Genomic DNA, 23,380 nt, shown 5'->3' on the forward strand with positions numbered 1-23,380 from the left:
CCAGTCATCGTCAAGAAATTCGTATTCGGACCGGCCAAGTTCCGCCTTGAGGGCAGAGGTCGATGAGCACTTTTTCGGCTTCGTTGAATTTCAGCTCCGCCTCTGCGGCTTCGTTCAATTCCTTCTCCATGATTTCATCCATCTTGCCGGTAAACTGGCGGAACTTGTTGGCAAATGAAAACCGGCCGAGACGCAGGACATCCTGCTGTTCTTTCGTCAGCCTTGCGTGAAGGCGGTCGCGCTCCCGCTTGGCTTCCTGCCGCTCCGCCTCTTTCGCTTCGTATCGTTTTTTGATCCGGTCCCGCTCCGTCATCCGCATGCGGAGTTCGGTCTGCCGATCGTAGATTTCTTCTCTGATCATCCCGGTCACCCCCTCGTTTTCTTACGATTTTATCATGGAAAAGATTCACTTTGCGAGCAGCGGATTGATGGGCGTCAAGGCATGGCTTGCGGACCGGCGGTATGATGAGATCAAAGGCGGTGATCCGTATGCGATTCAAATGGGCGGGAATCCTGGCGATGTTCCTGTTGCTCGCCGGCTGCGGCGCCGAAGCTTCGGTGGCCATTTTACCGGATCCGGTTCCGGACCAGGCGATGGCCGACATGAAAGAAGGCATTTCGGTGACGGTTTCAGACGTGCGGACCGACGGGGAACAGGCCGTGATCGCTTACTCGCTGGAAAACAGGCGGGCGGAACCGGTCGGCTGCGGCGGCTATGCCGCGATCGAGAAGCTCGAATCGGACGGCTGGCACGGCGTCATTTATTCCGATGCGGTGTTTTACCGCAAACCGGGCTTCCGGGATTTCGGGAAGACGCTTGCCCCCGGAGAGGAAAAGGTGCAGCTTCTGGACACCGCGGAACTCGGTGTGGAACTCCCGCCCGGACGGTACCGCCTCGTAAAGACAGTCGTTGCGGACGGCGGTTCGGGCACGGAGATTTCGGTCGCTTCCGAGTTTGACATCGCGCCGTGAAAAGGCAAATAAAGCCGGACAGCAGAGGGAATCCGCTGTCCGGCTTCGGTTTAATTGGCGTCTTTGATCGCCATGCGTTCCTTCCGGTTGGCACGTCGCGCCGGCGCTTTGTCGAACAGCGCCTTTTCCGTTTTCGTTTCCGGGTAGACCGGTGCAACGGGCGTCGGCCTGTTCTCTTCATCCATCGCCACCATCGTCACGAACGATTCGGTCGTGAGCTTGCGGGCATTGGACAGCAGATCGATCGAGTGAACAGAGACGAACACTTCCATCGATGTGCGGCCCGTCGAGCAGACGACCGCCTCGATTTCCAGCACTTCCCCGACGCGAGCCGGAGACACGAAGTCGACCGAGTCGATCGAGGCCGTAACGACTGCCGCCCCGGCGTGCTTCATCGCGGCGATCGCGCTGATTTCATCCAGGTAAGACAGCACCTGCCCCCCGAAAATCGTCCCGTGATGATTCGTATCCGGCGGCATGACGAGCTTCGTCGTCTTCGTCCGCGACTGGCTCATCGGAATCGCTTCAATCGGCATGAGGCATGTCCCCTTTCGGTAATGAAGCCGCTCCTGCGCGGCTTGCGGTATGCCAAGTATAACCGAACCGAGCCGGAAATTGCACCGGGCAACAGATAGGCGGAGTGTTTTGAATCGGGGGAAGATTGACCGGGCGGGGATTGTGGGAATCTGTCGCGGGCTTTGATTAGTGACTGATTTTGCGAGGCCTGCGGGAAATCGAGAGAAGGGGGTGATTGCAAAGCGGGGGCGCTAATTGCAAAGCTAGTGGGCTAATTGCAAGTTGGCGGCTCTGATTGTAATTCTGGTATTCTAATTGCAAATCGAGAGCTCTAATTGCAATTTCCGCAGTCTAATTGCAATTCGGGGGCTCTAATTGCAATTTCCGCGGTCTAATTGCAATTCGGGGGCGCTAATTGCAATTTCCGTGGTCTAATTGCAATTCGGGGGCTCTAATTGCAATTCTGGTATTCTAATTGCAAACCGGGGGCTCTAATTGCATAATAGCAATCCGAAGGTTATGGCCAAGACTTTTGGGGATTTCTTTAGTCCATGAAAATGGCATCTACCATGGGTGCTTGGTCTCCTAGGCACTGCACACATGCTCCGAATTTGCCCCCCTTACTCCGATTTTCCGCTCCATACTCCGATTTCGCATCCCTTACTCCGATTTTCCGCCCCATACTCCGATTTCACCTCCCTTACTCCGATTTTCCGCTCCATACTCCGGTTTCTCCCCCCTTACTCCGATTTTCCGCTCCATGCTCCGAATTTGCTCCCCTTACTCCAATTTTCCGCTCCTTACTCCGATTTCTCCCCCCTTACTCCGATTTTGCGCTCCATACTCCGATTTCTCCCCCCTTACTCCGATTTTCCGCTCCATACTCCGATTTCTCCCCCCTTACTCCGATTTTCCGCTCCATACTCCGATTTCACATCCCTTACTCCGATTTTCAACCCCTTACTCCGATTTCACCCCTACCCTCTCCGCCCCCCGCTCCCCCACACTAAAAGACTCCCCGCTACATGCGGAGAGTCTCACTTAACTTATTGGTGTTGCAGTTCGTGGCCTTCTTTGGCCATGATTTCGGGGTCGTACAGGTGGCAGGCGACTTGGTGGCCTGGTTCGACTTCGCGGAATTCCGGATCGATTGCCGCGCAGCTGTCCATGGCGAACGGGCAGCGGGTGCGGAACCGGCAGCCGGACGGGACGTCGGTCGGGCTCGGAACGTCGCCGCTCAGGATGATCTGTTCGCGGGTGCGTTCCTTTTCTGGGTCCGGGAGCGGGATCGCCGAGAGGAGCGCCTGGGTGTACGGGTGGAGCGGCTTTTCGTAGAGGACTTCGCTGTCGGCGAGTTCCACGATTTTGCCGAGATACATGACCGCAATCCGGTCGCTGATGTATTTCACCATCGACAAGTCGTGCGCGATGAACAGGTACGTCAGGCCCCGGTCTTTCTGCAATTCTTTCAGCAGGTTGACGATCTGGGCCTGGATCGAGACGTCGAGTGCGGCGATCGGTTCGTCGGCGACGATGAATTCCGGTTCGACGGCGAGTGCGCGGGCGATGCCGATCCGCTGGCGCTGGCCGCCGGAGAATTCGTGCGGGTAGCGGCCGGCGTGGCTTTTATTGAGCCCGACGAGTTCCAGCAGTTCGTGGACCCGGGTGTTGCGCTCCTTCGGCTTCATGTCCGGGTTGTGGATGACGAGGCCTTCGGAGACGATTTCGGAGACCGTCATTCGCGGGTTGAGCGATGAGTACGGGTCCTGGAAGATCATCTGCATGTCGTGGTTGAGCCGACGCTTTGCCGCGCGGTCGATGCGGCCGCCGATCGGCATGCCGTTGAACACCACTTCCCCGTCCGTCGGTTCATAGATGCGGGTGAGCGTCCGGCCGACCGTCGACTTGCCGCAGCCGGATTCGCCGACGAGGCCGAGCGTTTCTCCGCGCTTGATCGAGAAGCTGATGCCGTCGACCGCCTTCAGGACGGTCTTGCGGTCGATCCGGAAATGTTTCTTCAAATCGTTCACGACGAGCAGGTCGTCCGCAGAACTGCGGACCGCCGGCGCTGCCAGAGGATTCGCCTTGTTCGTCATACGGTCACCCCCTCGGCTTCGGTTGCTGCGGCCTCGGCGCTTTTCCGGCCTTTCCGGATTTCGTCCGGCACGTGCTTGTCCGGTGTGCGCTCATCCTGCAGCCAGCAGCGCACCGCCTGGGTTCCGCTGATCGCGACGGCGCCCGGGTTGTAGTCGTGGCACACTTTCATCGTATACGGGCAGCGTGCCGCGAACGGACAGCCCGTGCCGAGCGCAGACGGATCCGGCGGCGATCCGGGGATTGGGATGAGCGGTTCGGACCGCTTGGCGTCCAGGTTCGGCATCGAGCGGAGCAGACCGAGCGTGTACGGGTGCTGCGGCCGGTAGAAGATTTCGTCGAGCGTGCCCTGTTCGACGACTTCGCCCGCATACATGACCGCAACCCGGTCCGCCATATTGGCGACGACGCCGAGGTCATGCGTGATGAGGATGATGCCGGTGTCCATCTTGTCCTGCAGGTTGCGCATGAGGCGCAGGATCTGGGCCTGGATCGTCACGTCGAGCGCGGTCGTCGGCTCGTCGGCGATGAGGATCTTCGGATTGCAGGCGAGCGCGATCGCAATGACGACGCGCTGGCGCATGCCGCCGGAAAACTGGTGGGGATAGGCGTCGAGCCGCGACTCCGCGTTCGGGATCCCGACAAGCTCGAGCATTTCCTTCGCCCGCTTGCGTGCCTGTTTTTTCGTCAGGTCGGTGTGGCGGGACAGGCCCTCCATGATCTGCTTGCCGATCTTCATCGTCGGGTTGAGCGAGGTCATCGGGTCCTGGAACACCATCGAGATGTCGGAGCCCCGCACCGACTGGATTTCCTTGCTTGAGAATTTCAGCATGTCCTTCCCTTCGTAGCGGATCGCGCCTTCCGGGATGACCGCGTTCTGTTTCGGCAGGAGCTGCATGATCGACTTGGCGGTGACCGATTTGCCCGATCCGGATTCGCCGACGATCGCGAGCGTCTCCCCTTTCTTCAATGAGAAGCTGACGCCCCTGACAGCGGGCACCGCCCCGTTCCGGGTCTTGAATGAAACATGCAGGTTGTCGACTTCCAGGATGTTCTGGTCCATTTGTTGACCCTCACTTTCTCATTTTCGGATCGAGCGCATCGCGCAGCCCGTCTCCGAGCAGGTTGAAGCTGATCATGACGAGGCTGATGACGACTGCCGGGATGAGCAGTTTGTACGGGAACGCGCGGATGGCGTCGTAGCCGTCCTCGATGAGCACACCGAGAGAGGCGAGCGGCGCCTGGAGGCCGAGCCCGATGAAGCTCAGGAAGGCCTCGAAGAAGATCGCCGTCGGCACCGTGAACATGACGGTGACGATGATCGGCCCCATGACGTTCGGCAGCAGGTGCTTCCTGAGAAGGCGCGAGTCCGAAGCGCCGAGCGTCCTGGAGGCGAGGACGAATTCCTGTCCCTTCAGCTGGAGCATCTGCCCCCGGACGACCCGGGCCATGCCGACCCAGCCGGTGATGATCATCGCGAGGATGATCGACCGGATCCCCGGCTCCAGGATGAGAATGAACAGGATGATCACGATCAGATTCGGGATCCCGGTGAGGATCTCGATGATCCGCTGCATGACGTTGTCGATCCGGCCCCCGTAGTAGGCCGAGATCCCGCCGTAGATAACCCCGATCAGCAGGTCGAGGAATGCGGCGACGAGCGCGATGAAGAGCGAGATCTGCGTCCCTTTCCAGACGCGCGTCCACAAGTCGCGTCCGAACTCGTCGGTTCCGAACCAGTAGTTCGTCTCGACGGCCCGGTCCGCGTACACGTCGTTGCCGTGCACGTCCTTGCCGTTGAAGCCGAGCCATTCGAGGCCCGCGATCTTCGGCGGCAGGTTCGAATGCGGGATATGCTGTTCGCGGTACGTGAATTCGTTCATCGACGGTCCGACGAGCGCCATGATCGACAGGATCAGCAGGATGGCGAGCGACAGGACGGCCCCTTTGTTCTTGAGCAGACGCTGCATCGCCTCTTTCAGGAAAGTCGGTGCGGGTGCCGCCAGCTCTTCGCGCGCTGATTCCGGGAGGGGTTCCGGCGTGAACAGGTCCGCATCCGGCTGTGCCGGAAGGCCGTCCGCCCTGCGGAGATCCGCCTTCACGTCGCCGTCTTTCGGGAACATCATCGTCATGCCTGGCTGCCCCCTTTCAGGTCGATCCGCGGATCAAGGAAGCCGTACAGCACGTCGACGATAAAGACGACCGCGATGAAGAGCGCACTGTAGAAGAGCGTGATGCCCATGATGACGCTGTAGTCGAGCACGAGGATGGACAGCGTGAACTGTTCCCCGAGCCCCGGAACGCCGAAGATCTTCTCGATGACGAGTGTCCCCGTCATGATCGACACCGCGAGCGGCCCGAGCATTGTGACGACCGGGATGAGGGCGTTCCGGATGACGTGCTTCCAGATGACGCCGGATTCGTTCAGCCCTTTGGCGCGGGCGGTCGTGACATAATCCTGGCCGAGCACTTCGAGCATTTCGCTCCGGATGAACCGGGCGACCGTCGCCGTCACCGTCACCGACAGGGCGAGCGACGGCATGATCGTGCTCCAGTAGTTTTCCCAGAGCGCGACCGGCAGCCAGCCGAGCTTGACGCCGATGTAGTACTGCATGAGCGCCGCGAACACGAACGACGGGATCGACATGCCGAGCACGGCAAGCGTGACGGACGAGTAGTCGAGCCATGTGTTGTGGCGGAGCGCCGACACGATGCCGAGGATGAGCCCGAGGATTGCGCCGAACACGAGCCCCTGGAGGCCGATGAACGCCGAAGGCCCGACCCGGTCGCCGATCATGCTCATGACCGTGCGTCCCTGGTACTGGAATGAATAGCCGAGGTCCCCCTGGAGCAGGTTGCCGATGTATGTGATGTACTGGACCGCGACCGGCTTGTCGAGTCCGTACTTCGCATCGAGGATCGCCCGCTGCGAATCCGATAGCTTCTCCGCGTTCGAATACGGCGTTCCCGGCAGCAGCTGCATGAGGAGGAAGGTGGCCGTCACGATGATGAACAGCGTGATGACCGAGTACAGGAAGCGTTTCAGCAAGTAGCGTTTCATGATGTCCGTTCACCTCTCTTGAACTTCCTAGTCAGGTTAGATTCCGGCGAATGTTAAGCAAACCGGGCCGAATGTTAAGCAAACACCCGTGAATGTTAAGCAAGCCGCTCTGAATGTTAAGCAAGCACGTCCACGCAGGATTGGTGCTTCCCGGAAATACAGAAAAGCGGAGGATGCACCAGTGGCTCCCCCGCTTGTCTGCTGCTTTGATGAAGGTTTATTCGACCGACGTCCACTTCAGGGAAATGTCCGCGCCGGCCGGGTGGATGATGAGGTTCTTGATGTCCGGACGGGTCAGGTACGAGTTGCCGCGCTGGTAGAGCGGTGCGATGGCCGCGTCTTCCTCGAGCAGGACCTTCTCGATGTCGAGAAGCGTCTTGTAGCGGTGGCTCAGATCCGTGTCCGTGCGGGCATCCGCCACGAGCTCGTCAAGCTTCGGATTGTGGTAGTCCATCCGGTTCGCGGAGCTGCCGTCGACCCACATGTCGAGGTAGGTCATCGGGTCCGCGTAGTCAGGACCCCATGTCGAGAGGGAAAGATCATATTCGATCGCCTTCTCGATTTCAAGGCGCTGTGCGAACGGAACCGCTTTCAGTTCGAGCTTGAAGCCCGGCAGGTTGTCTTCGAGCTGTGCCTGAAGGTATTCGCCGACTTTCTTCATCTCGTCGGTGTCCGCCATGTTGATGGAGACCGTGAGGCCGTCCTTGCCGGTTTCCTCAAGGCCCTTTTCCCAGAATTCCTTCGCTTCTTCCGGTGTGCCTTTGTTGATGTCGCCGTTCAGTTCGCGGAAGTCCACGTCTTCAGGGGACTTGTAGAAGCCTTCCGGAACCGCGCCGTAGAGCGGAACGGAGCCGTCTTTGAGGATGACGTCCGTCAGGCCTTCGCGGTCGATGGCCATTGTGATCGCACGGCGGATGTTGACGTTCTTGAGTTCTTCGTTGTTATGGTTGAAGCGGAGGAACACGGTGCCGGACGCCTTCTCGTTCGTGAAGCCGTCGTTGTCCTGGTACTGGTCGACGAGCGACGAAGTGAGCTTCACGCGGTCGACTTTGTCCGTTTCATACAGGTTTGCGCCGGATTGTGCGTCTTTGATGACGATGAATTCGACCTTGTCGAGCTTCACGGTGTCGGCATCCCAGTAGTCTTCGTTCTTCTCAAGCGTCCAGCCCTGCTCCTGCTGCCAGGCCGTGAATTTGAACGGTCCGTTTGATAGGATGTTGTCCGCTTCAAGCGCGTACTGGTCGCCCTGCTCTTCGACGAACTTCTCGTTCTGCGGCAGGAATGTCGCGAATGCGAGGAGCGTCTCGAACAGCGGGTTCGGTGCTTCGAGCGTCACTTCGAGCGTCTGGTCGTCGACGGCCTTGATGCCGAGTTCATCGGCGTCGGCTTCTTCTTCCATGATCTTCTCGGCGTTTTTGATGCCTGCCGTGACGAGCATGTAGTTGTAAGGGCCGGCTTCGCGCATGACGCGCTTCCACGCATATTCGTAGTCATGGGCCGTGACAGGATCTCCGTTGCTCCAGTTCTGTTCGCGGAGCGTGAACGTGTGGACGGTTTCGTCATCGTTCTTGTCATGCTTCTCGGCCCCGGCCAGTTCCACCTGGTTTGATTCGTTCTGGCGGTAGAGCCCTTCGTTGATGTTGTTCAGCACGTTGAACGCGATTGAGTCGTGCGCCTTCGTGGAATCCATCGTCGGAATATCGGATCCTTCGCTCAAGACGATCGTCTGCGCCTTCGAGCCATCCCCCTCGGATCCGCTCCCCCCGGATCCTTCGGAACTCTTGCCGTCGCCCGAGTCGCTGAAATTGCAGCCTGCGAGCATCAGCATCGCCGCGGCCGGGAGCATGAATCGTTTGATCCACTTTGTACCCATAATTTCCCCCTTCTTTCTGTATAAAGATAGTCCTATTTTATATATACTAATGCTAGAATGCAATATCTTTTTAAACAATTTAGAAATATGAAACCGCTGACACTTTTGCACGGAAAGGAAGTTTTGCATGATTAATAAATTCATCCCGGTCCTTTTCCTTGTCCCGCCCGGCTTTGCCGGATATGCCTGGCTGACCGGCACACCCGAACCGGTGAGGGCCGCCGACCTGTTGTTCTACGTCAGCATCGCACTCATGCTCGCCGGCGGCATCCTGTACATCGCGCGCCACGAAGTGACCGAAACGTTCACCCGTAACTGGAAACGGTTTTTCCGGACGGGCCGGCGCGAGCAGTTCATCCGGGAAGCGGAAGGAAGCCGGGGAGAAAAGGCCCGGTTCAAGAAAGAGCCGCTTCCCGCCCGTCCCGTGTTCCTGTTCGGCCTGTACTGCTTCACCGTGAGCCTCGTCGCCTCGTTCCTTCTCATGTAGGTCAGCGGGGCCGGTGCTCAAGGAAGTTCCGGTAGGCGAATCCGCGCACCTGGTCTTCGGAATAGCGCTTCAGCAGCTCATTGATCAAGTTCGGCTGCATCGAAGCGTCGGACAGCCGGTCGACTTTGTCGGTGATCCCGTCGAAGTCGGAGCCGAGCCCGATATGCTTCTCCCCGCCGATCGAGCAGAAATGGTCGATATGACGGATGAGGTCGTCGATCGTCACTTGTTCTGCTTCCCGGATGAATGCCGGGCAGTAGACGACGTGGGTCATGCCGCCCTTGGACCAGAGCGCCTTCGCCTGCTCATCATGCAGGTTGCGCACGTGGTCGCGGACCGCGCGGGCGTTGGAATGGCTCGCAATCGGATATTCCGCCTCCTCGATGACGTCCCAGAAAGCCTTCTCGCACAAATGTGAGACGTCGGTGAGGATCCGGTGTTCGTTGTTGAACGCGACGATTTCGCGCCCGAACTGAGTGAGCCCGCCGCCTCGGGGCTCCCCGGCCCCGTCCGCGGCGAGGTTCGCGTTGTTCCACGTGAGGCCGACCGAGCGCACGCCGAGCCGGTGGAGGATCGACAGTTTCTTCAAGTCATTGCCGATCGCATCCACTCCTTCGAGCGTCAAGAGCGCCCCCGTCTCCCCCTCTTTCAGCGAGTCGAAGTCGGACCAGTCGCGGATGAGCTTCATGTCCGGGTTGTTGCCGAGCACATCCTCGTAGAACCAGTGCACCTGGTCGAGCGCGGCCTGGAACTTCTCTTCGGCTTTCATGCCCGGCCAGATGAAGATGGCGAACGCCTGGACCTTCACGTTTCCTTCGCGCAGCCGCTCCCGGTTCGTGTCGAGTTCGGGTGCGTCCGCGAATTTGATTTTCCCGTCGGCTTCGTACAGTTTGAGCAGTGCATCACAGTGCAGGTCGATGATTTGCAACGGTTTTCGCCCCTTCCTTCGCAGTGTCGATGAGCCGGTTGAACAGCCGGAGCGAAGGCTCGTCACCCGCCGCCGCGAGGGCTTCCGGGTGCCACTGGACGCCGACCGCAAAGCGGTGCTCCGTGCTTTCGACCGCCTCGATGATGCCGTCGGACGCGATGCCCGACACCGCGAGCGGCGCCTTGACGTCCCGGACGGCCTGATGGTGGTAGGAGTTCACGCGGAACCGTTCGCCCTGTGCGGCCTCCCGGAGGATGCTGCCTTCGGCGGTCTCGACGAAATGGGACGGATGCGTGCGCGCCGCTTTCTGGCTATGCTGGAGCAGTTCCCGGTCGATCTGTCCGTAGATGTCCTGGTACATGTCGCCGCCTGCCGCAATCACCATGATCTGGAGGCCGCGGCAGATTGTCAGGAGCGGCATGTCGCGGTCAAGCGCCGCCTTGATGAGCGCAAGCTCCGATGCGTCCCGGCCGGGTGAAATCTCCCCGAGTCCGCGGTGCGGCTCTTCGCCGAACAACGTCGGGTCGATGTCCCCGCCGCCGGAGACGACGAGGCCGTCGAGCCGGCCGAGGATCTGTTCCGCGTCATTTTCCGTGTCGATCGGGATGAGCAGCGGAATGCCGCCCGCCCGCGAGACGGCGGTGATGTAGTCATAATTCAGCACGTGCCTGTAATCCAGCTCCACGTGGGTCGTGATGCCGATGATCGGTTTCAATGGTGGTTCCCCCTTCAAGAATTTCTGTTGGTTTGTCCGGTGAGTCAGGATCGGTGTCACGATATGCCCGGAGCGACGTTCATCGNCATTGCCGATCGCATCCACTCCTTCGAGCGTCAAGAGCGCCCCCGTCTCCCCCTCTTTCAGCGAGTCGAAGTCGGACCAGTCGCGGATGAGCTTCATGTCCGGGTTGTTGCCGAGCACATCCTCGTAGAACCAGTGCACCTGGTCGAGCGCGGCCTGGAACTTCTCTTCGGCTTTCATGCCCGGCCAGATGAAGATGGCGAACGCCTGGACCTTCACGTTTCCTTCGCGCAGCCGCTCCCGGTTCGTGTCGAGTTCGGGTGCGTCCGCGAATTTGATTTTCCCGTCGGCTTCGTACAGTTTGAGCAGTGCATCACAGTGCAGGTCGATGATTTGCAACGGTTTTCGCCCCTTCCTTCGCAGTGTCGATGAGCCGGTTGAACAGCCGGAGCGAAGGCTCGTCACCCGCCGCCGCGAGGGCTTCCGGGTGCCACTGGACGCCGACCGCAAAGCGGTGCTCCGTGCTTTCGACCGCCTCGATGATGCCGTCGGACGCGATGCCCGACACCGCGAGCGGCGCCTTGACGTCCCGGACGGCCTGATGGTGGTAGGAGTTCACGCGGAACCGTTCGCCCTGTGCGGCCTCCCGGAGGATGCTGCCTTCGGCGGTCTCGACGAAATGGGACGGATGCGTGCGCGCCGCTTTCTGGCTATGCTGGAGCAGTTCCCGGTCGATCTGTCCGTAGATGTCCTGGTACATGTCGCCGCCTGCCGCAATCACCATGATCTGGAGGCCGCGGCAGATTGTCAGGAGCGGCATGTCGCGGTCAAGCGCCGCCTTGATGAGCGCAAGCTCCGATGCGTCCCGGCCGGGTGAAATCTCCCCGAGTCCGCGGTGCGGCTCTTCGCCGAACAACGTCGGGTCGATGTCCCCGCCGCCGGAGACGACGAGGCCGTCGAGCCGGCCGAGGATCTGTTCCGCGTCATTTTCCGTGTCGATCGGGATGAGCAGCGGAATGCCGCCCGCCCGCGAGACGGCGGTGATGTAGTCATAATTCAGCACGTGCCTGTAATCCAGCTCCACGTGGGTCGTGATGCCGATGATCGGTTTCAATGGTGGTTCCCCCTTCAAGAATTTCTGTTGGTTTGTCCGGTGAGTCAGGATCGGTGTCACGATATGCCCGGAGCGACGTTCATCGCCCCGCCGGACTCACTCCACGCCCGGCAGGATCGAAAGCGTCTTGGCTTCCGCGTCGAGAAGCGCTTCGGCGCCGAGCGGGACGGCGAAGTGCGGCTGGCAGTGGCCGATCTTGAACCCGGAGACGACCGGCTTGTTGAAATCGCGGAAGAAGCTATCGAACACTTCTTCATAGGTGTGGCCGCCCTGATGGTCCTTCGGATACCTGAAGTCACCGATGACGATGCCCGCGACCCGGCTGAGGGCGCCGGACAGCCTGAGCTGATTCAGCATCGAGTCGACTTTGTACGGCGGTTCGTCCACGTCTTCGATGAGGAGGACCGCCCCGTCGAATGCCGGCGCGAATTTCGTTCCGATCGAAGCCGCGATGAGCGACAGGTTGCCGCCGGTGAGCATTCCCCGGGCGGAGCCTCCGGACCAGCTCGTGAGCGGCGACACCGACTCGTCGTAATGAAGCTCGACCGGGTCGAACAGCTGGCCGAACATCCGGGCCGACAGCGGATGGAAATCCGGTTTTCCGACATCCGACGCAAGCATCGGCCCGTGGAACGTCACGAGATCCGAATACAAGTTGATCGCCGTGTGGAGCGCCGTGATATCGCTGTAGCCCCAGAACACTTTCGGATTTTCCTTGATCATCGGATAATCAATCCGGTCGACATACCTGGCGGACCCGTAGCCGCCGCCTGCGCAGATGATGCCGGCGATCTCCGGGTCTTCGAACATGGCATGCAGGTCCCCGAGCCGCTCGTCGTCCGTGCCCGCGAGGTAGCGGTTTTGATTGCGCACGGAGTCGCCCATCTTCCAGTCGAGGCCGAGCGAATCTAGAAAGGCAAGCGAGCGGTCGAGCTGTTCCTGGTTGGGCGGACTGGACGGCGCGATGATCCCGACCCGGTCGCCTTTTTTCAGGCGCGGCGGCCGTATGAGTTCCCGGCTCATCGGTACGTCGTCTGCAGGGCCAGCTCGATCATGACGAGCATCGCCCTGTACGCTTCCAGGATATCGTTCGCTTTGAACCGGACAATCGTCGTGCCCGGTTCGATTTCACAGCCCGGCATGAACGCCGCCCATTCGGCCTGGCCATAGTTCGTGAACTCGATGCGGAGCACCGGATTGTCCGGAGGCGTGAGCGGCTTCACATTGCCGCGGTTCCGGATCGCCTCTCCGGTTTTCTCCTTCAGCAGTTCGCGCGCCTTCTTCGGGGAAAGCGACCGGACCGCCGAGCGCGTGAGCGACTGCTTGACCGCCGCCGTCACGACGCCCGGGATGAGCTCCTCGGCCTCCCGGCACGCCCCGTCATCGCCCGCGACAAGCAGGACCGGCACACCGTGATAGCCGGCCACATACGCATTGAACCCGAGTTCGCCGATTTCGTGGCCGTTGATCCACATGTTCCGGACGCCGTGGATCATCGAATGGCTCATCACCCCCGGCTGCCCCGCGCGGGAATGATAGCCCTCGAACATCGCGCCGGCGTACGAATCATCCAGCCCTTCCACCATGGAATAAAGCTTCACGCCGCCGGAGATCAGCTCCGCATCCGGATGCAGCTCTTCCGCAAGCAGATTGTTCATCTTCGAATGGCTGTCGTTGACGAGCACTTCATCGGCACCCGCCCCGAACGCCCCCTCGATGACCGCATTCGCCTCCTGCGTCATGATCCGGCGCCCGTATTCGTAGTTATGCGCCGACGAATCCACAAACGTATAATCCGGAAGCCCCGTAATGCCTTCCATATCAACCGAAAGATATAACTTCAATGAAATCCAACCTTCTTTTCTGAACTATTTTTGATTTCGAAATATAATCTACTCTATCAGACTATCCCTCGGCGGACAATGAGGTTTTTTCGGCTGAATTTGTCGAATGGGATGGCTGTGGGCCGGGGATGCTGATCGTGTCCGCTATTTGTGAAGGAGCATCAGTCGAAGAGTCGGAGTCGCGCAGAGAACTGGGTATAATCCGGAGCAGGACGGGCGAGTGTTAGCGGAATGGGGGCGAGTGTCAATGGAGCAGGGACGAGTGTTAGCGAGTGACGGCCGAGTGTTAGCGGAGCAAGGGCGGGTGAACCCATCAATCGAAGATAGGGCTTACACAGAGACCTGGGCGCAACATAGAGTGCGCGGATTGAAGTTTGAAGGCTTTAATTGCAAATTTGGAGTTCTAATTGCAAATTCGTGCTTCTAATTGCAATTCGGGAGTCCTAATTGCAATTTCTAGCGTCTAATTGCAAATTCACGATTCTAATTGTAAATACAGTCTGCTAATTGCAATTCCGGTCGCTGTAAATCTCTCTCCGGCATTGGAATTTCTCACTCTATATTTCAAAATGGACTTTCATATTGTCATTCGCCTCTCCATATTTTAAATTCACCTTCCATATTGTAATTTCCCATTCTATATTTCAAATTCACCCGCCATATTGTAATTCGTCTCTCTATATTTCAAATTCACTCTCCATATTGTAATTCGTCTCTCTATATTTCAAATTCACCCGCCATATTGTAATTCCGGTCTCTATATTTCAAATCNGCATTGAACCCGAGTTCGCCGATTTCGTGGCCGTTGATCCACATGTTCCGGACGCCGTGGATCATCGAATGGCTCATCACCCCCGGCTGCCCCGCGCGGGAATGATAGCCCTCGAACATCGCGCCGGCGTACGAATCATCCAGCCCTTCCACCATGGAATAAAGCTTCACGCCGCCGGAGATCAGCTCCGCATCCGGATGCAGCTCTTCCGCAAGCAGATTGTTCATCTTCGAATGGCTGTCGTTGACGAGCACTTCATCGGCACCCGCCCCGAACGCCCCCTCGATGACCGCATTCGCCTCCTGCGTCATGATCCGGCGCCCGTATTCGTAGTTATGCGCCGACGAATCCACAAACGTATAATCCGGAAGCCCCGTAATGCCTTCCATATCAACCGAAAGATATAACTTCAATGAAATCCAACCTTCTTTTCTGAACTATTTTTGATTTCGAAATATAATCTACTCTATCAGACTATCCCTCGGCGGACAATGAGGTTTTTTCGGCTGAATTTGTCGAATGGGATGGCTGTGGGCCGGGGATGCTGATCGTGTCCGCTATTTGTGAAGGAGCATCAGTCGAAGAGTCGGAGTCGCGCAGAGAACTGGGTATAATCCGGAGCAGGACGGGCGAGTGTTAGCGGAATGGGGGCGAGTGTCAATGGAGCAGGGACGAGTGTTAGCGAGTGACGGCCGAGTGTTAGCGGAGCAAGGGCGGGTGAACCCATCAATCGAAGATAGGGCTTACACAGAGACCTGGGCGCAACATAGAGTGCGCGGATTGAAGTTTGAAGGCTTTAATTGCAAATTTGGAGTTCTAATTGCAAATTCGTGCTTCTAATTGCAATTCGGGAGTCCTAATTGCAATTTCTAGCGTCTAATTGCAAATTCACGATTCTAATTGTAAATACAGTCTGCTAATTGCAATTCCGGTCGCTGTAAATCTCTCTCCGGCATTGGAATTTCTCACTCTATATTTCAAAATGGACTTTCATATTGTCATTCGCCTCTCCATATTTTAAATTCACCTTCCATATTGTAATTTCCCATTCTATATTTCAAATTCACCCGCCATATTGTAATTCGTCTCTCTATATTTCAAATTCACTCTCCATATTGTAATTCGTCTCTCTATATTTCAAATTCACCCGCCATATTGTAATTCCGGTCTCTATATTTCAAATCTCCCCATATATTACAAATTCACCTTCCAAACACTTTGCCTGCCGACCTTCTCCTTGCCTTGAGTTATCTGTCCGGAGCGGTGCTGATTTGGGCAAGGGGTTGGAGGTGAGTGTCATCGGAGGCGGAGCGAGTGTGATCGCAGAAGGGGCGAGTGTGATCGGAGACCGCTCGAGTGTGATCAGGCCTGGATTGCCCATCTGTACTTTCGCTCAGGAATTAAGAAAAGCCGCCCGGTTGGAGGCCGGGCGGCCGGGGATCTGCTTCACCATGAGGAAGACAGTCAGAATGTGGTTTTCATCGTGATGAATTTCAGTTCGGTCATGCCTTCGACCGCGTATTTGACGCCTTCGCGGCCGTAGCCGCTCATCTTGACGCCGCCGTACGGCATGTTGTCGACTCGGAAAGTCGGGATGTCGTTGATGATGACGGCGCCGGCTTCGATTTCGTCGGCGGCTCTCATCGCGGATTCGATATCGCGTGTGTAGATGCCGGCGTTCAGGCCGTAGTCGGAGTCGTTGACAAGACTGATCGCCTCGTCCAGATCCGAGTACTTCATGATCGTGACAATCGGGGCGAACACTTCCTTGCAGACGACGGACATGCCCGGGTCCACGTCGGTCATGACGGTCGGGGCGATGCCGTTCTGGATGCGTTCGCCGCCGGTCCGGACGGTCGCTCCCTGGTTTCTGGCATCCTCGATCCATTCCATCGCACGGTCCGCTTCGCCCGGATGGATCATCGAGCCGATGTCGGTTGATTCATCCGCCGGGTCGCCTGTTTTCAGCTTGCCTGTTCCCTCAACGAATGCCTGGACGAAATCATCGTAGATCGACTCGTGGACATACACTCGCTGAAGCGAGATGCACACCTGTCCGGAAAATCCGAATGCTCCCTCGACGCACCGCGGGATGATCTTTTCGAGCGGTACGTCCGGCTCGACGATGAGCGCGGAGTTCGATCCGAGTTCGAGCGTCATCTTGCGCAGGCCGACTTTCGATTTGATGTCGAGTCCGACCGGGACGCTGCCGGTGAACGTCACTTTCTTCACGTACGGGTCTGTGATGAGCGCGTCGCTCAGCTCGCCGCCGCTCCCCGTCACGACCTGCAGTGCGCCGTCCGGCAGTCCCGCTTCCTTGAAGATCTCCGCAAGCGCAAGCGAAGACAGCGGTGTCTGGGTCGCCGGCTTCAAGACGACCGTATTGCCGACCGCGAACGCCGGTCCGAGCTTGTGGGCGACGAGGTTCGACGGAAAATTGAACGGCGTGATGGCGGCCACGACGCCGAGCGCCTCGTGCTTCGTCCAGCCGATCCGGTCCTTCACGCCCGGCGCAGCGTCCATCGGCACCGTTTCGCCGTGCAGTGACTTCGCCGCTTCAGCCGAGAATTGATACGTTGCGATCGAGCGGCCGATTTCGCTTCGTGCCGTCCGGATTGGCTTGCCGGCTTCCTTGACGATGAGCCGGGCCAATTCCTCCTGCCGCCCGCGCATGATGTCCACGACTCTGTAAAGCATTTCCGCCCGGTCGTATGCCGTCCATTTGCGGAACTCGAGGAACGTCTCGTGCGCTCCCCGGATCGCCCGCTTCACATCTTCTTCATCCGCTTTTGCCACGGTGGCGACGACTTCCTGGGAGTAAGGCGACTTCAGCTCGTATGTCCGGTCCGCCTCCTGCCAGCTCCCGTCAATCCACAGTTTCCAGTTTTCCATTCACGAACACCTCCGTATCTCTATTGTATACCCCGTTTCCCGCTCCGCGAAATGCTATACTCAAAAGCAGGACAACCGGACGGGAGATGGCGAGATGCATGAATTTGATGTGATGCTCGGGACGAGCGAACTGATCACGAAGGATACATTGAAGCGGGACCTGGCGGAAGCCGGAATCCGAAAAGGCGACCGGATCATCGTTCATTCGTCGATGAAGGCAATCGGCTGGGTGTCAGGCGGCGCCCAGGCGGTCACCGAAGCGCTCCTTGAAACGGTGACGAAAGAAGGGACGGTCGTCATGCCTGCCCAGTCGGCCGACAATTCCGACCCGGCCAACTGGGAGATGCCGCCGGTTCCGGAAGACTGGCACGAGCCGATCCGCCGGTCGATGCCCGCCTACGATCCGCATCTCACCCATCTGCGCGGCATGGGGAAAGTGGCGGAATGCCTGCACCGGCATCCGGAGACCATCCGTAGTCCGCATCCGGCCCATTCCTTCGTCGCCTGCGGGCGCGATGCGGCGGACTGGATGCGGGACCATCCGCTCGGGGACTCGTTCGGCGACGGGTCCCCGCTCGGGAAGATGTACGGGAAAGATGTGAAAATCGTGTTGCTCGGGGCCGATTATGATTCCTGCACGTCACTCCATCTGGCGGAATACCGGGCGCCCGGACTGGAAACATACCAAGACGGCGCCGCGATGATCGTAGACGGGGAGCGCCGATGGATCGAGTTCAACATGGCGGACCTGGATTCGGACGACTTTTCGGTGCTCGCGCGGGCATTCGAGCGTGAATGCCCGGGAGCCGTGACTTGTTGCCGGATCGGTCAGGCGCAGACGAAAATCGTCGCGATGGATGCCCTCGTCGATTTCGGCGTCGGCTGGATCGGAAAGCTCAGGAAGAAAAAGCAGGAAGCGAAAAACGGGGACGCGGCTGCGGAATGACCGCCGGGAACGCCTCTGGCGAAGGACACGGGACAATTTCCTCGAAAAGAATGACGGTTCAGGTTTACCCCGGCTCCCGGCCGGGTACATTGAAGGGAAAACGGAGGAAGTGGGGGATTTTACATGGCGAACAAGGATAAGTGGGTCGAAGAGACGTACGAAGACCGCGAGCTGCGCGAACAGATCGGACGGCAGGCGAATGCCGGCTTCGCCCGGGTGGAACGCACCGACTACGGCGAGAATGACATCGACATTCCGACCGAGCCCGTGCTCGAGCCTTTGTCCGAAGAGGAAATCCGCCGCCGGGTCGGTTCCGGAAACTTCGAAGCGGCCAAGGATGACAAGCAGACCAACTCGATCAACAGCTGAACAACGACTGAACAGGGCTGACACACAGGGCGGATCGATCCGCGCCGTGTGTCAGCCCTGTTTTTGTTTTATCCCCCGATATACGACATGCCGATCTTCTTTTTGTTGCGTGCGGTCTGTTCGGTCCGCTCGTCGGAGTAGCGGTCCGTCCGGTTTTCCCAGACGCCGCGGATGGCACCGGCGAGCTCGTCATCCGTCGCCCCTCCGCGGACGAGCGCACGGAGGTCGAAGCCGCCTTCCGCGAACAGGCAGGTGATCAGCTTGCCGTCGGACGACAGGCGTGCGCGCGTGCACGTCGAGCAGAACGATTCGGAGACGGAGGTGATGAAGCCGACCTGGGCGCCGTTGTCCCGGTAGCGGTACCGCTTCGCCACTTCCCCGTAATAGTCCTGGCCAACCGGTTCCAGGTCGTAGACGTTCCGGAGGCGCTCATAGATCTCCCGCTTCGTGACGACATCCTTGAAGCTCCAGCCGTTGTCGTTGCCGACGTCCATGAACTCGATGTAGCGGAGCGTGATGTCCCGCTCCTTGAAATAAGCGGCCATCGGCAGGATTTCCGAGTCGTTGACGCCTTTTTTCACGACCATGTTCACTTTGATGTCAAAGCCGACATCCTTGGCGTAGTCGATCTGCTTCAGGATGCGCGACGGGTCCACGCCGCGTCCGTTCAACTCCCCGGAAATCTCCGGGTCGAGCGCGTCGAGGCTGATGTTGAGCCGGCGCAGGCCCGCATCGTAGAGCGGCTGCGCATTGGTGCCGAGCAGCAGGCCGTTCGTCGTCAGGCCGATGTCCTCGATCCCCCCGACGGTCAGGATGCGCTCGACGAGTTCCGGCAGTCCGCGCCGCATGAGCGGCTCGCCGCCCGTCAGGCGGATCTTTTTCACGCCGGCTTCAGCGAACAGCTCCGTGAGCCGGTGGATCTCTTCGAACGTCAGCAGTTCCGACTTCGGGAGGAAGGCATAATCGTCCCCGAACACCTCTTTCGGCATGCAGTAGGAGCATCTGAAGTTGCACCGGTCGGTGACGGAGATCCGCAGGTCGCGGATCGGCCGTCCGAGCCGGTCGAGCAGTGGTTGTCGGGTCATGTCCGTTCCTCCTTTTTCGTGCTGGTTTTTCCAAAGTCGCTGCCCTCAGAGCGGCGTGTTCACGTTCCGGAAAACATCCGGGTCTTCATTTAACTCGCGGGTGTCCAGCCAGGCGGCGCCAACGCGTGCGAGGAACGGCATGACGCCCCGCTCCCCGGCGGCGAGCGCCCTCCGGATCCTGCCGGAGAGCCGGCCGTCCCAGACGCCGAACAGCGGAATCGGCTGTTCTCCGAGCCGGACGGCGGTCACGGGCGCGGCCGGATCCGACAGTTCGAGCAGCCGCCTCACTTCTTCCGGACCGGCGAACGGCATGTCGCACGGCAGCACGGCGAAGCGCTCCGACGGACAGGCCATCATCGCCGAATAAATCCCGGCAAGCGGGCCGTCCCCGGCAAACTCCGGGACGTCTATGACCGGCTCGAAGCGGCTGCCGAATCCGCCGAGATGTTCGGGGTGCGCCGAGATCAGGACAGGCCGGCAGCCGCCCCCGTGCAGGGCATCCGAAGCGTGCTGCCAGAACGGCTTGCCGTCCAGGACCGCAAATGCCTTCGGCGAGCCGAACCGCCGGGACTTCCCGCCGGCGAGGACGAGTCCGGCCGTCATCAGCCGCCGCTCACCGGCGGAATGAATGCGGCGGTGTCGCCGGCAGCGACCACGTCGTCCGGCAACGCGTATTCTTCGTTGACGGCGATGCGGGCGCCGCCTTCGCGGATGCCCGGGTATCTTTCCTCCGCCCACTGCCACAGTTCCTCGACGGAGCGGCCGGCGAGATCGGCTTCCTCATCCGCCCTGCCGGTCAGTTCGCGGACGCCGGCAAAGTAAAGCAGCTTGATCATCTCTTCTGCACCTCCGGTTTCCTGTTCTGGTCGCCGATCCACTGTTCTCCGGTTTCCCAGATCTCCTTTTTCCAGATCGGCACGTCCTGCTTGATGCGCTCGATTGCGTATTCGTTCGCCTCGTAGGCGGCTTTCCGGTGCGGCGAGGAGACTGCAATGACGACGGCGATCTCCCCGACGGCGAGTTCGCCGATCCGGTGGGCGATCGCGACCCGCGTGCCTTCCCACTTCTCCCCGATTTCCCGCCCGATCTGCGCCATCTTCTTCTCGGCCATCGGCACGTAGGCGTCGTAAGACAAGAAGAGCGTGCGGATGCCCTTCGTCCATTCCCGCACATGGCCGGTGAACAGCACGACGGCGCCCGCTTCCGGACGAAGGACGAGTGTTGCGTAGTGCTGCGGATCAATCGGTTCCTTGACGATTTCAAAGACGGACATGGCCCGTTCCCCCTTCCCACCAGCGGCCGAACCAGCCGCGGATCTCTTCTTTGTTTCCCCATTCGGCGGATGCCGTCCCTGTCCGGATCCCGCCGGGCACGACGGCAAGAACGATGTTTTTGAGCCCTTTCAGCTCCTGCCAGTCCTCCGCGGAACGGGCGATCACGATTTTTTCAAGATCGGCGTCCTTGAATCCTTCGACCAGCACGATGTCAGGCCCGGCCGCAGCCGCGAGACGGATNCGCCGCCTTCGCGGATGCCCGGGTATCTTTCCTCCGCCCACTGCCACAGTTCCTCGACGGAGCGGCCGGCGAGATCGGCTTCCTCATCCGCCCTGCCGGTCAGTTCGCGGACGCCGGCAAAGTAAAGCAGCTTGATCATCTCTTCTGCACCTCCGGTTTCCTGTTCTGGTCGCCGATCCACTGTTCTCCGGTTTCCCAGATCTCCTTTTTCCAGATCGGCACGTCCTGCTTGATGCGCTCGATTGCGTATTCGTTCGCCTCGTAGGCGGCTTTCCGGTGCGGCGAGGAGACTGCAATGACGACGGCGATCTCCCCGACGGCGAGTTCGCCGATCCGGTGGGCGATCGCGACCCGCGTGCCTTCCCACTTCTCCCCGATTTCCCGCCCGATCTGCGCCATCTTCTTCTCGGCCATCGGCACGTAGGCGTCGTAAGACAAGAAGAGCGTGCGGATGCCCTTCGTCCATTCCCGCACATGGCCGGTGAACAGCACGACGGCGCCCGCTTCCGGACGAAGGACGAGTGTTGCGTAGTGCTGCGGATCAATCGGTTCCTTGACGATTTCAAAGACGGACATGGCCCGTTCCCCCTTCCCACCAGCGGCCGAACCAGCCGCGGATCTCTTCTTTGTTTCCCCATTCGGCGGATGCCGTCCCTGTCCGGATCCCGCCGGGCACGACGGCAAGAACGATGTTTTTGAGCCCTTTCAGCTCCTGCCAGTCCTCCGCGGAACGGGCGATCACGATTTTTTCAAGATCGGCGTCCTTGAATCCTTCGACCAGCACGATGTCAGGCCCGGCCGCAGCCGCGAGACGGATGAGCGGGCCGGGCCCGTCTTCGTCCGTTTCCAGGTGAAGCTGGACGACTCCGCCGCCCGAGACGGCGGATGCGACGGCCCCGCCGGAGAAAAACTGCATGCTGTCGGTGTCCGGCGGAGGCATTTCGGGCGGGCCGCCGTGGCCGTGGTGCTTCACGGCGGCAGCGCGCAGGCCCATCAGGCGGGCTTCTGCGATCAGTTCCCGGACGAGCGTCGTCTTTCCGCTGTTTTTGAACCCGGCGACCTGGAGCACCCTCACTTCATCCACCCGGGACTCCCCTCTTCAACGCCAAGCAGTAAGACGTCGACTTCATCACCTTTCCTGAAGCCGCGCGATCCGCCCGGGAGGACGATGAGCGCATTGCCCCGTGCGATCGAGGAGACCGCATTGGATTTATTGAACCCGGCGGGCGACGCCGTCTTGCCGTCGTAGACTGCACGGATGAAACGGGTGAACGGATTCGCTTTTGTGAAGTCCTCGCCGAGCACCGCTTTCGTATGCGGCAGGAACGGCTTCCGGGCACCCATCATCCTGAGCAGTGCCGGACGGACGAACAGCTCGAAACCGGTGAAGCAGGCGGACGGATTGCCCGACAGGCCGAACAGGAACTTCCCGCCGCCCGCCGCGACCGTCGTCACGCTGCCCGGCCGCATGGCGACTTTGTTGAACAGCACGTCCGCGCCGAGCCGCTCATAGACGGCCGGAAGAAAATCGTAGTCGCCGACCGAGACGCCGCCGGTCGTGATGACGGCGTCCGTCTCGGCAACCGCCTTTTCCACGGTTTGGACGACACTGTCGAGGTCATCGGCCTGCGCGCCGTACGTCCGGTACGGAATGCCCATCCGGCGGAGCTGCGCCATCACCATCGGCCCGTTGCTGTTGCGGATCTTGCCCGGCGCGAGCGGCTCGGACACGTAGAGCAGCTCCGTCCCGGTCGCGAGGATCCCGACGACGGGACGCCTCGCCACTTCCACTTCGGCGTAGCCGAATGTCGCCAGCACCGCGATGGTCCCCGGGTGGATGAAGGCACCCGCCGGCACGACTTCTTCGCCTTCCTCGAGGTCCTCCCCCTTCAGCGAAACGTTTTCAAGCGGATCGAACGGCTTCCGGATTGTAAATCCGGCCCCTTCGCCGGACGTCTGCTCGAACATGACGACCGCATCGGCGCCGTCCGGGATCGGTGCACCGGTCATGATGCGGACCGCCTCCCGCTCGCCGACCGTCTTCTCCGAAACGTGCCCGGCCCCGATCTCATCGATGACGCGGAACAAAATGCGGCTGTCACCGGACGCGCCTTTTGTGTCCTGCGAGCGGACGGCGAACCCGTCATACGGCGATCGGTCGAACGGCGGGACC

At 59.8% G+C, this 23,380-nt stretch carries 25 protein-coding genes and 1 pseudogene; 4 read left to right on the forward strand and 22 right to left on the reverse strand.

The window, feature by feature from the left end:
- Window positions 1-10: 10 nt before the first annotated feature.
- Entirely contained in the window at window positions 11-361 is a 351-nt protein-coding gene (locus tag BN1189_RS05000) for a hypothetical protein (RefSeq protein WP_040226117.1), read from the reverse strand.
- Between the two features lie 128 nt (window positions 362-489).
- Here BN1189_RS05000 and BN1189_RS05005 point away from each other — a divergent pair, with 128 nt between their 5' ends.
- Complete coding sequence (locus BN1189_RS05005) at window positions 490-972, forward strand: immunoglobulin-like domain-containing protein (RefSeq protein WP_040226118.1); 483 nt, start codon at window positions 490-492, stop codon at window positions 970-972.
- A gap of 50 nt (window positions 973-1,022) precedes the next feature.
- Here the strand turns inward: BN1189_RS05005 and BN1189_RS05010 are convergent, their stop codons facing one another.
- The 6 genes from BN1189_RS05010 to BN1189_RS05035 form a co-directional block, all read right to left on the reverse strand.
- Window positions 1,023-1,508 carry an acyl-CoA thioesterase gene (locus tag BN1189_RS05010; RefSeq protein WP_040226120.1) on the reverse strand — a complete coding sequence of 162 codons (486 nt, stop codon included), beginning with the start codon at window positions 1,506-1,508 and terminating at the stop codon, window positions 1,023-1,025.
- Between the two features lie 1,026 nt (window positions 1,509-2,534).
- The gene (locus BN1189_RS05015; protein WP_052455648.1) at window positions 2,535-3,584 is read right to left on the reverse strand and encodes an ABC transporter ATP-binding protein; all 1,050 of its coding nucleotides are present in this window, start codon (window positions 3,582-3,584) and stop codon (window positions 2,535-2,537) included.
- Entirely contained in the window at window positions 3,581-4,645 is a 1,065-nt protein-coding gene (locus BN1189_RS05020) for an ABC transporter ATP-binding protein (RefSeq protein ID WP_040226121.1), read from the reverse strand. Before BN1189_RS05020 ends, BN1189_RS05015 begins: the two co-directional genes overlap by 4 nt.
- Before the next feature lie 10 nt (window positions 4,646-4,655).
- Complete coding sequence (gene opp3C, locus BN1189_RS05025; RefSeq protein ID WP_052455654.1) at window positions 4,656-5,705, reverse strand: oligopeptide ABC transporter permease; 1,050 nt, start codon at window positions 5,703-5,705, stop codon at window positions 4,656-4,658.
- Between the two features lie 5 nt (window positions 5,706-5,710).
- Complete coding sequence (gene opp3b / locus BN1189_RS05030; RefSeq protein ID WP_040226123.1) at window positions 5,711-6,643, reverse strand: oligopeptide ABC transporter permease; 933 nt, start codon at window positions 6,641-6,643, stop codon at window positions 5,711-5,713.
- Between the two features lie 217 nt (window positions 6,644-6,860).
- Window positions 6,861-8,516, reverse strand: coding sequence for a peptide ABC transporter substrate-binding protein (locus BN1189_RS05035; protein ID WP_040226124.1), 1,656 nt, complete (start codon window positions 8,514-8,516; stop codon window positions 6,861-6,863).
- A gap of 127 nt (window positions 8,517-8,643) precedes the next feature.
- Here BN1189_RS05035 and BN1189_RS05040 point away from each other — a divergent pair, with 127 nt between their 5' ends.
- A complete protein-coding gene (locus BN1189_RS05040) occupies window positions 8,644-9,003 on the forward strand; it encodes a DUF3899 domain-containing protein (RefSeq protein WP_040226125.1) in 360 nt (119 codons plus the stop codon).
- 1 nt (window position 9,004) lies between these two features.
- On the opposite strand, the gene BN1189_RS05045 is transcribed toward BN1189_RS05040, so the two are convergent.
- From BN1189_RS05045 to BN1189_RS05080, 7 genes and pseudogenes are all read right to left on the reverse strand, one after another.
- Entirely contained in the window at window positions 9,005-9,931 is a 927-nt protein-coding gene (locus BN1189_RS05045; RefSeq protein ID WP_040226127.1) for a dipeptidase, read from the reverse strand.
- Complete coding sequence (locus tag BN1189_RS16640; RefSeq protein WP_441296248.1) at window positions 9,906-11,135, reverse strand: gamma-glutamyl-gamma-aminobutyrate hydrolase family protein; 1,230 nt, start codon at window positions 11,133-11,135, stop codon at window positions 9,906-9,908. The genes BN1189_RS05045 and BN1189_RS16640 overlap by 26 nt, the downstream gene beginning before the upstream one ends.
- Window positions 11,044-11,784 carry a gamma-glutamyl-gamma-aminobutyrate hydrolase family protein gene (locus BN1189_RS05060; RefSeq protein WP_040226128.1) on the reverse strand — a complete coding sequence of 247 codons (741 nt, stop codon included), beginning with the start codon at window positions 11,782-11,784 and terminating at the stop codon, window positions 11,044-11,046. The genes BN1189_RS16640 and BN1189_RS05060 overlap by 92 nt, the downstream gene beginning before the upstream one ends.
- A gap of 96 nt (window positions 11,785-11,880) precedes the next feature.
- Window positions 11,881-12,807 carry a S66 peptidase family protein gene (locus tag BN1189_RS05065; RefSeq protein WP_040226129.1) on the reverse strand — a complete coding sequence of 309 codons (927 nt, stop codon included), beginning with the start codon at window positions 12,805-12,807 and terminating at the stop codon, window positions 11,881-11,883.
- Window positions 12,804-13,628 carry a M55 family metallopeptidase gene (locus tag BN1189_RS05070; protein WP_040226130.1) on the reverse strand — a complete coding sequence of 275 codons (825 nt, stop codon included), beginning with the start codon at window positions 13,626-13,628 and terminating at the stop codon, window positions 12,804-12,806. The genes BN1189_RS05065 and BN1189_RS05070 overlap by 4 nt, the downstream gene beginning before the upstream one ends.
- Window positions 13,629-14,393: 765 nt before the next feature.
- Window positions 14,394-14,813, reverse strand: a pseudogene (locus BN1189_RS05075) (M55 family metallopeptidase); the annotation flags it as partial.
- Window positions 14,814-15,864: 1,051 nt separating this feature from the next.
- Window positions 15,865-17,292: an aldehyde dehydrogenase family protein gene (locus BN1189_RS05080; protein ID WP_040226132.1), complete on the reverse strand. Its 1,428-nt coding sequence runs from the start codon at window positions 17,290-17,292 to the stop codon at window positions 15,865-15,867.
- A gap of 94 nt (window positions 17,293-17,386) precedes the next feature.
- Here BN1189_RS05080 and BN1189_RS05085 point away from each other — a divergent pair, with 94 nt between their 5' ends.
- Together BN1189_RS05085 and BN1189_RS05090 are read left to right on the forward strand one after the other, a co-directional pair.
- Complete coding sequence (locus BN1189_RS05085; protein ID WP_040226133.1) at window positions 17,387-18,238, forward strand: aminoglycoside N(3)-acetyltransferase; 852 nt, start codon at window positions 17,387-17,389, stop codon at window positions 18,236-18,238.
- A gap of 123 nt (window positions 18,239-18,361) precedes the next feature.
- Window positions 18,362-18,607, forward strand: a complete 246-nt coding sequence (locus tag BN1189_RS05090) for a hypothetical protein (protein WP_040226136.1) — start codon at window positions 18,362-18,364, stop codon at window positions 18,605-18,607.
- Window positions 18,608-18,675: 68 nt separating this feature from the next.
- On the opposite strand, the gene moaA is transcribed toward BN1189_RS05090, so the two are convergent.
- From moaA to BN1189_RS05135, 8 genes are all read right to left on the reverse strand, one after another.
- Entirely contained in the window at window positions 18,676-19,692 is a 1,017-nt protein-coding gene (gene moaA / locus BN1189_RS05095; protein WP_040226137.1) for a GTP 3',8-cyclase MoaA, read from the reverse strand.
- Window positions 19,693-19,737: 45 nt separating this feature from the next.
- Window positions 19,738-20,295: a molybdenum cofactor guanylyltransferase gene (mobA, locus tag BN1189_RS05100; protein ID WP_052455649.1), complete on the reverse strand. Its 558-nt coding sequence runs from the start codon at window positions 20,293-20,295 to the stop codon at window positions 19,738-19,740.
- The gene (moaD, locus tag BN1189_RS05105) at window positions 20,295-20,528 is read right to left on the reverse strand and encodes a molybdopterin converting factor subunit 1 (protein WP_040226139.1); all 234 of its coding nucleotides are present in this window, start codon (window positions 20,526-20,528) and stop codon (window positions 20,295-20,297) included. Before moaD ends, mobA begins: the two co-directional genes overlap by 1 nt.
- Entirely contained in the window at window positions 20,525-20,965 is a 441-nt protein-coding gene (locus tag BN1189_RS05110) for a molybdenum cofactor biosynthesis protein MoaE (RefSeq protein WP_040226140.1), read from the reverse strand. Before BN1189_RS05110 ends, moaD begins: the two co-directional genes overlap by 4 nt.
- Window positions 20,952-21,173, reverse strand: coding sequence for a molybdopterin-guanine dinucleotide biosynthesis protein B (locus tag BN1189_RS05115; protein WP_143242244.1), 222 nt, complete (start codon window positions 21,171-21,173; stop codon window positions 20,952-20,954). Before BN1189_RS05115 ends, BN1189_RS05110 begins: the two co-directional genes overlap by 14 nt.
- A 169-nt stretch (window positions 21,174-21,342) precedes the next feature.
- Window positions 21,343-21,783: a molybdenum cofactor biosynthesis protein MoaE gene (locus BN1189_RS05125; RefSeq protein WP_040226140.1), complete on the reverse strand. Its 441-nt coding sequence runs from the start codon at window positions 21,781-21,783 to the stop codon at window positions 21,343-21,345.
- Window positions 21,770-22,291 carry a molybdopterin-guanine dinucleotide biosynthesis protein B gene (mobB, locus tag BN1189_RS05130; protein WP_052455651.1) on the reverse strand — a complete coding sequence of 174 codons (522 nt, stop codon included), beginning with the start codon at window positions 22,289-22,291 and terminating at the stop codon, window positions 21,770-21,772. The genes BN1189_RS05125 and mobB overlap by 14 nt, the downstream gene beginning before the upstream one ends.
- Window positions 22,279-23,380, reverse strand: a 1,102-nt coding sequence (locus BN1189_RS05135; RefSeq protein ID WP_040226145.1) for a molybdopterin molybdotransferase MoeA, incomplete at its 5' end; no start/stop codon positions are given. The genes mobB and BN1189_RS05135, both read right to left, overlap by 13 nt.

This window comes from Bhargavaea cecembensis, assembly GCF_000826125.2.
Taxonomy (GTDB): domain Bacteria; phylum Bacillota; class Bacilli; order Bacillales_A; family Planococcaceae; genus Bhargavaea; species Bhargavaea cecembensis_B.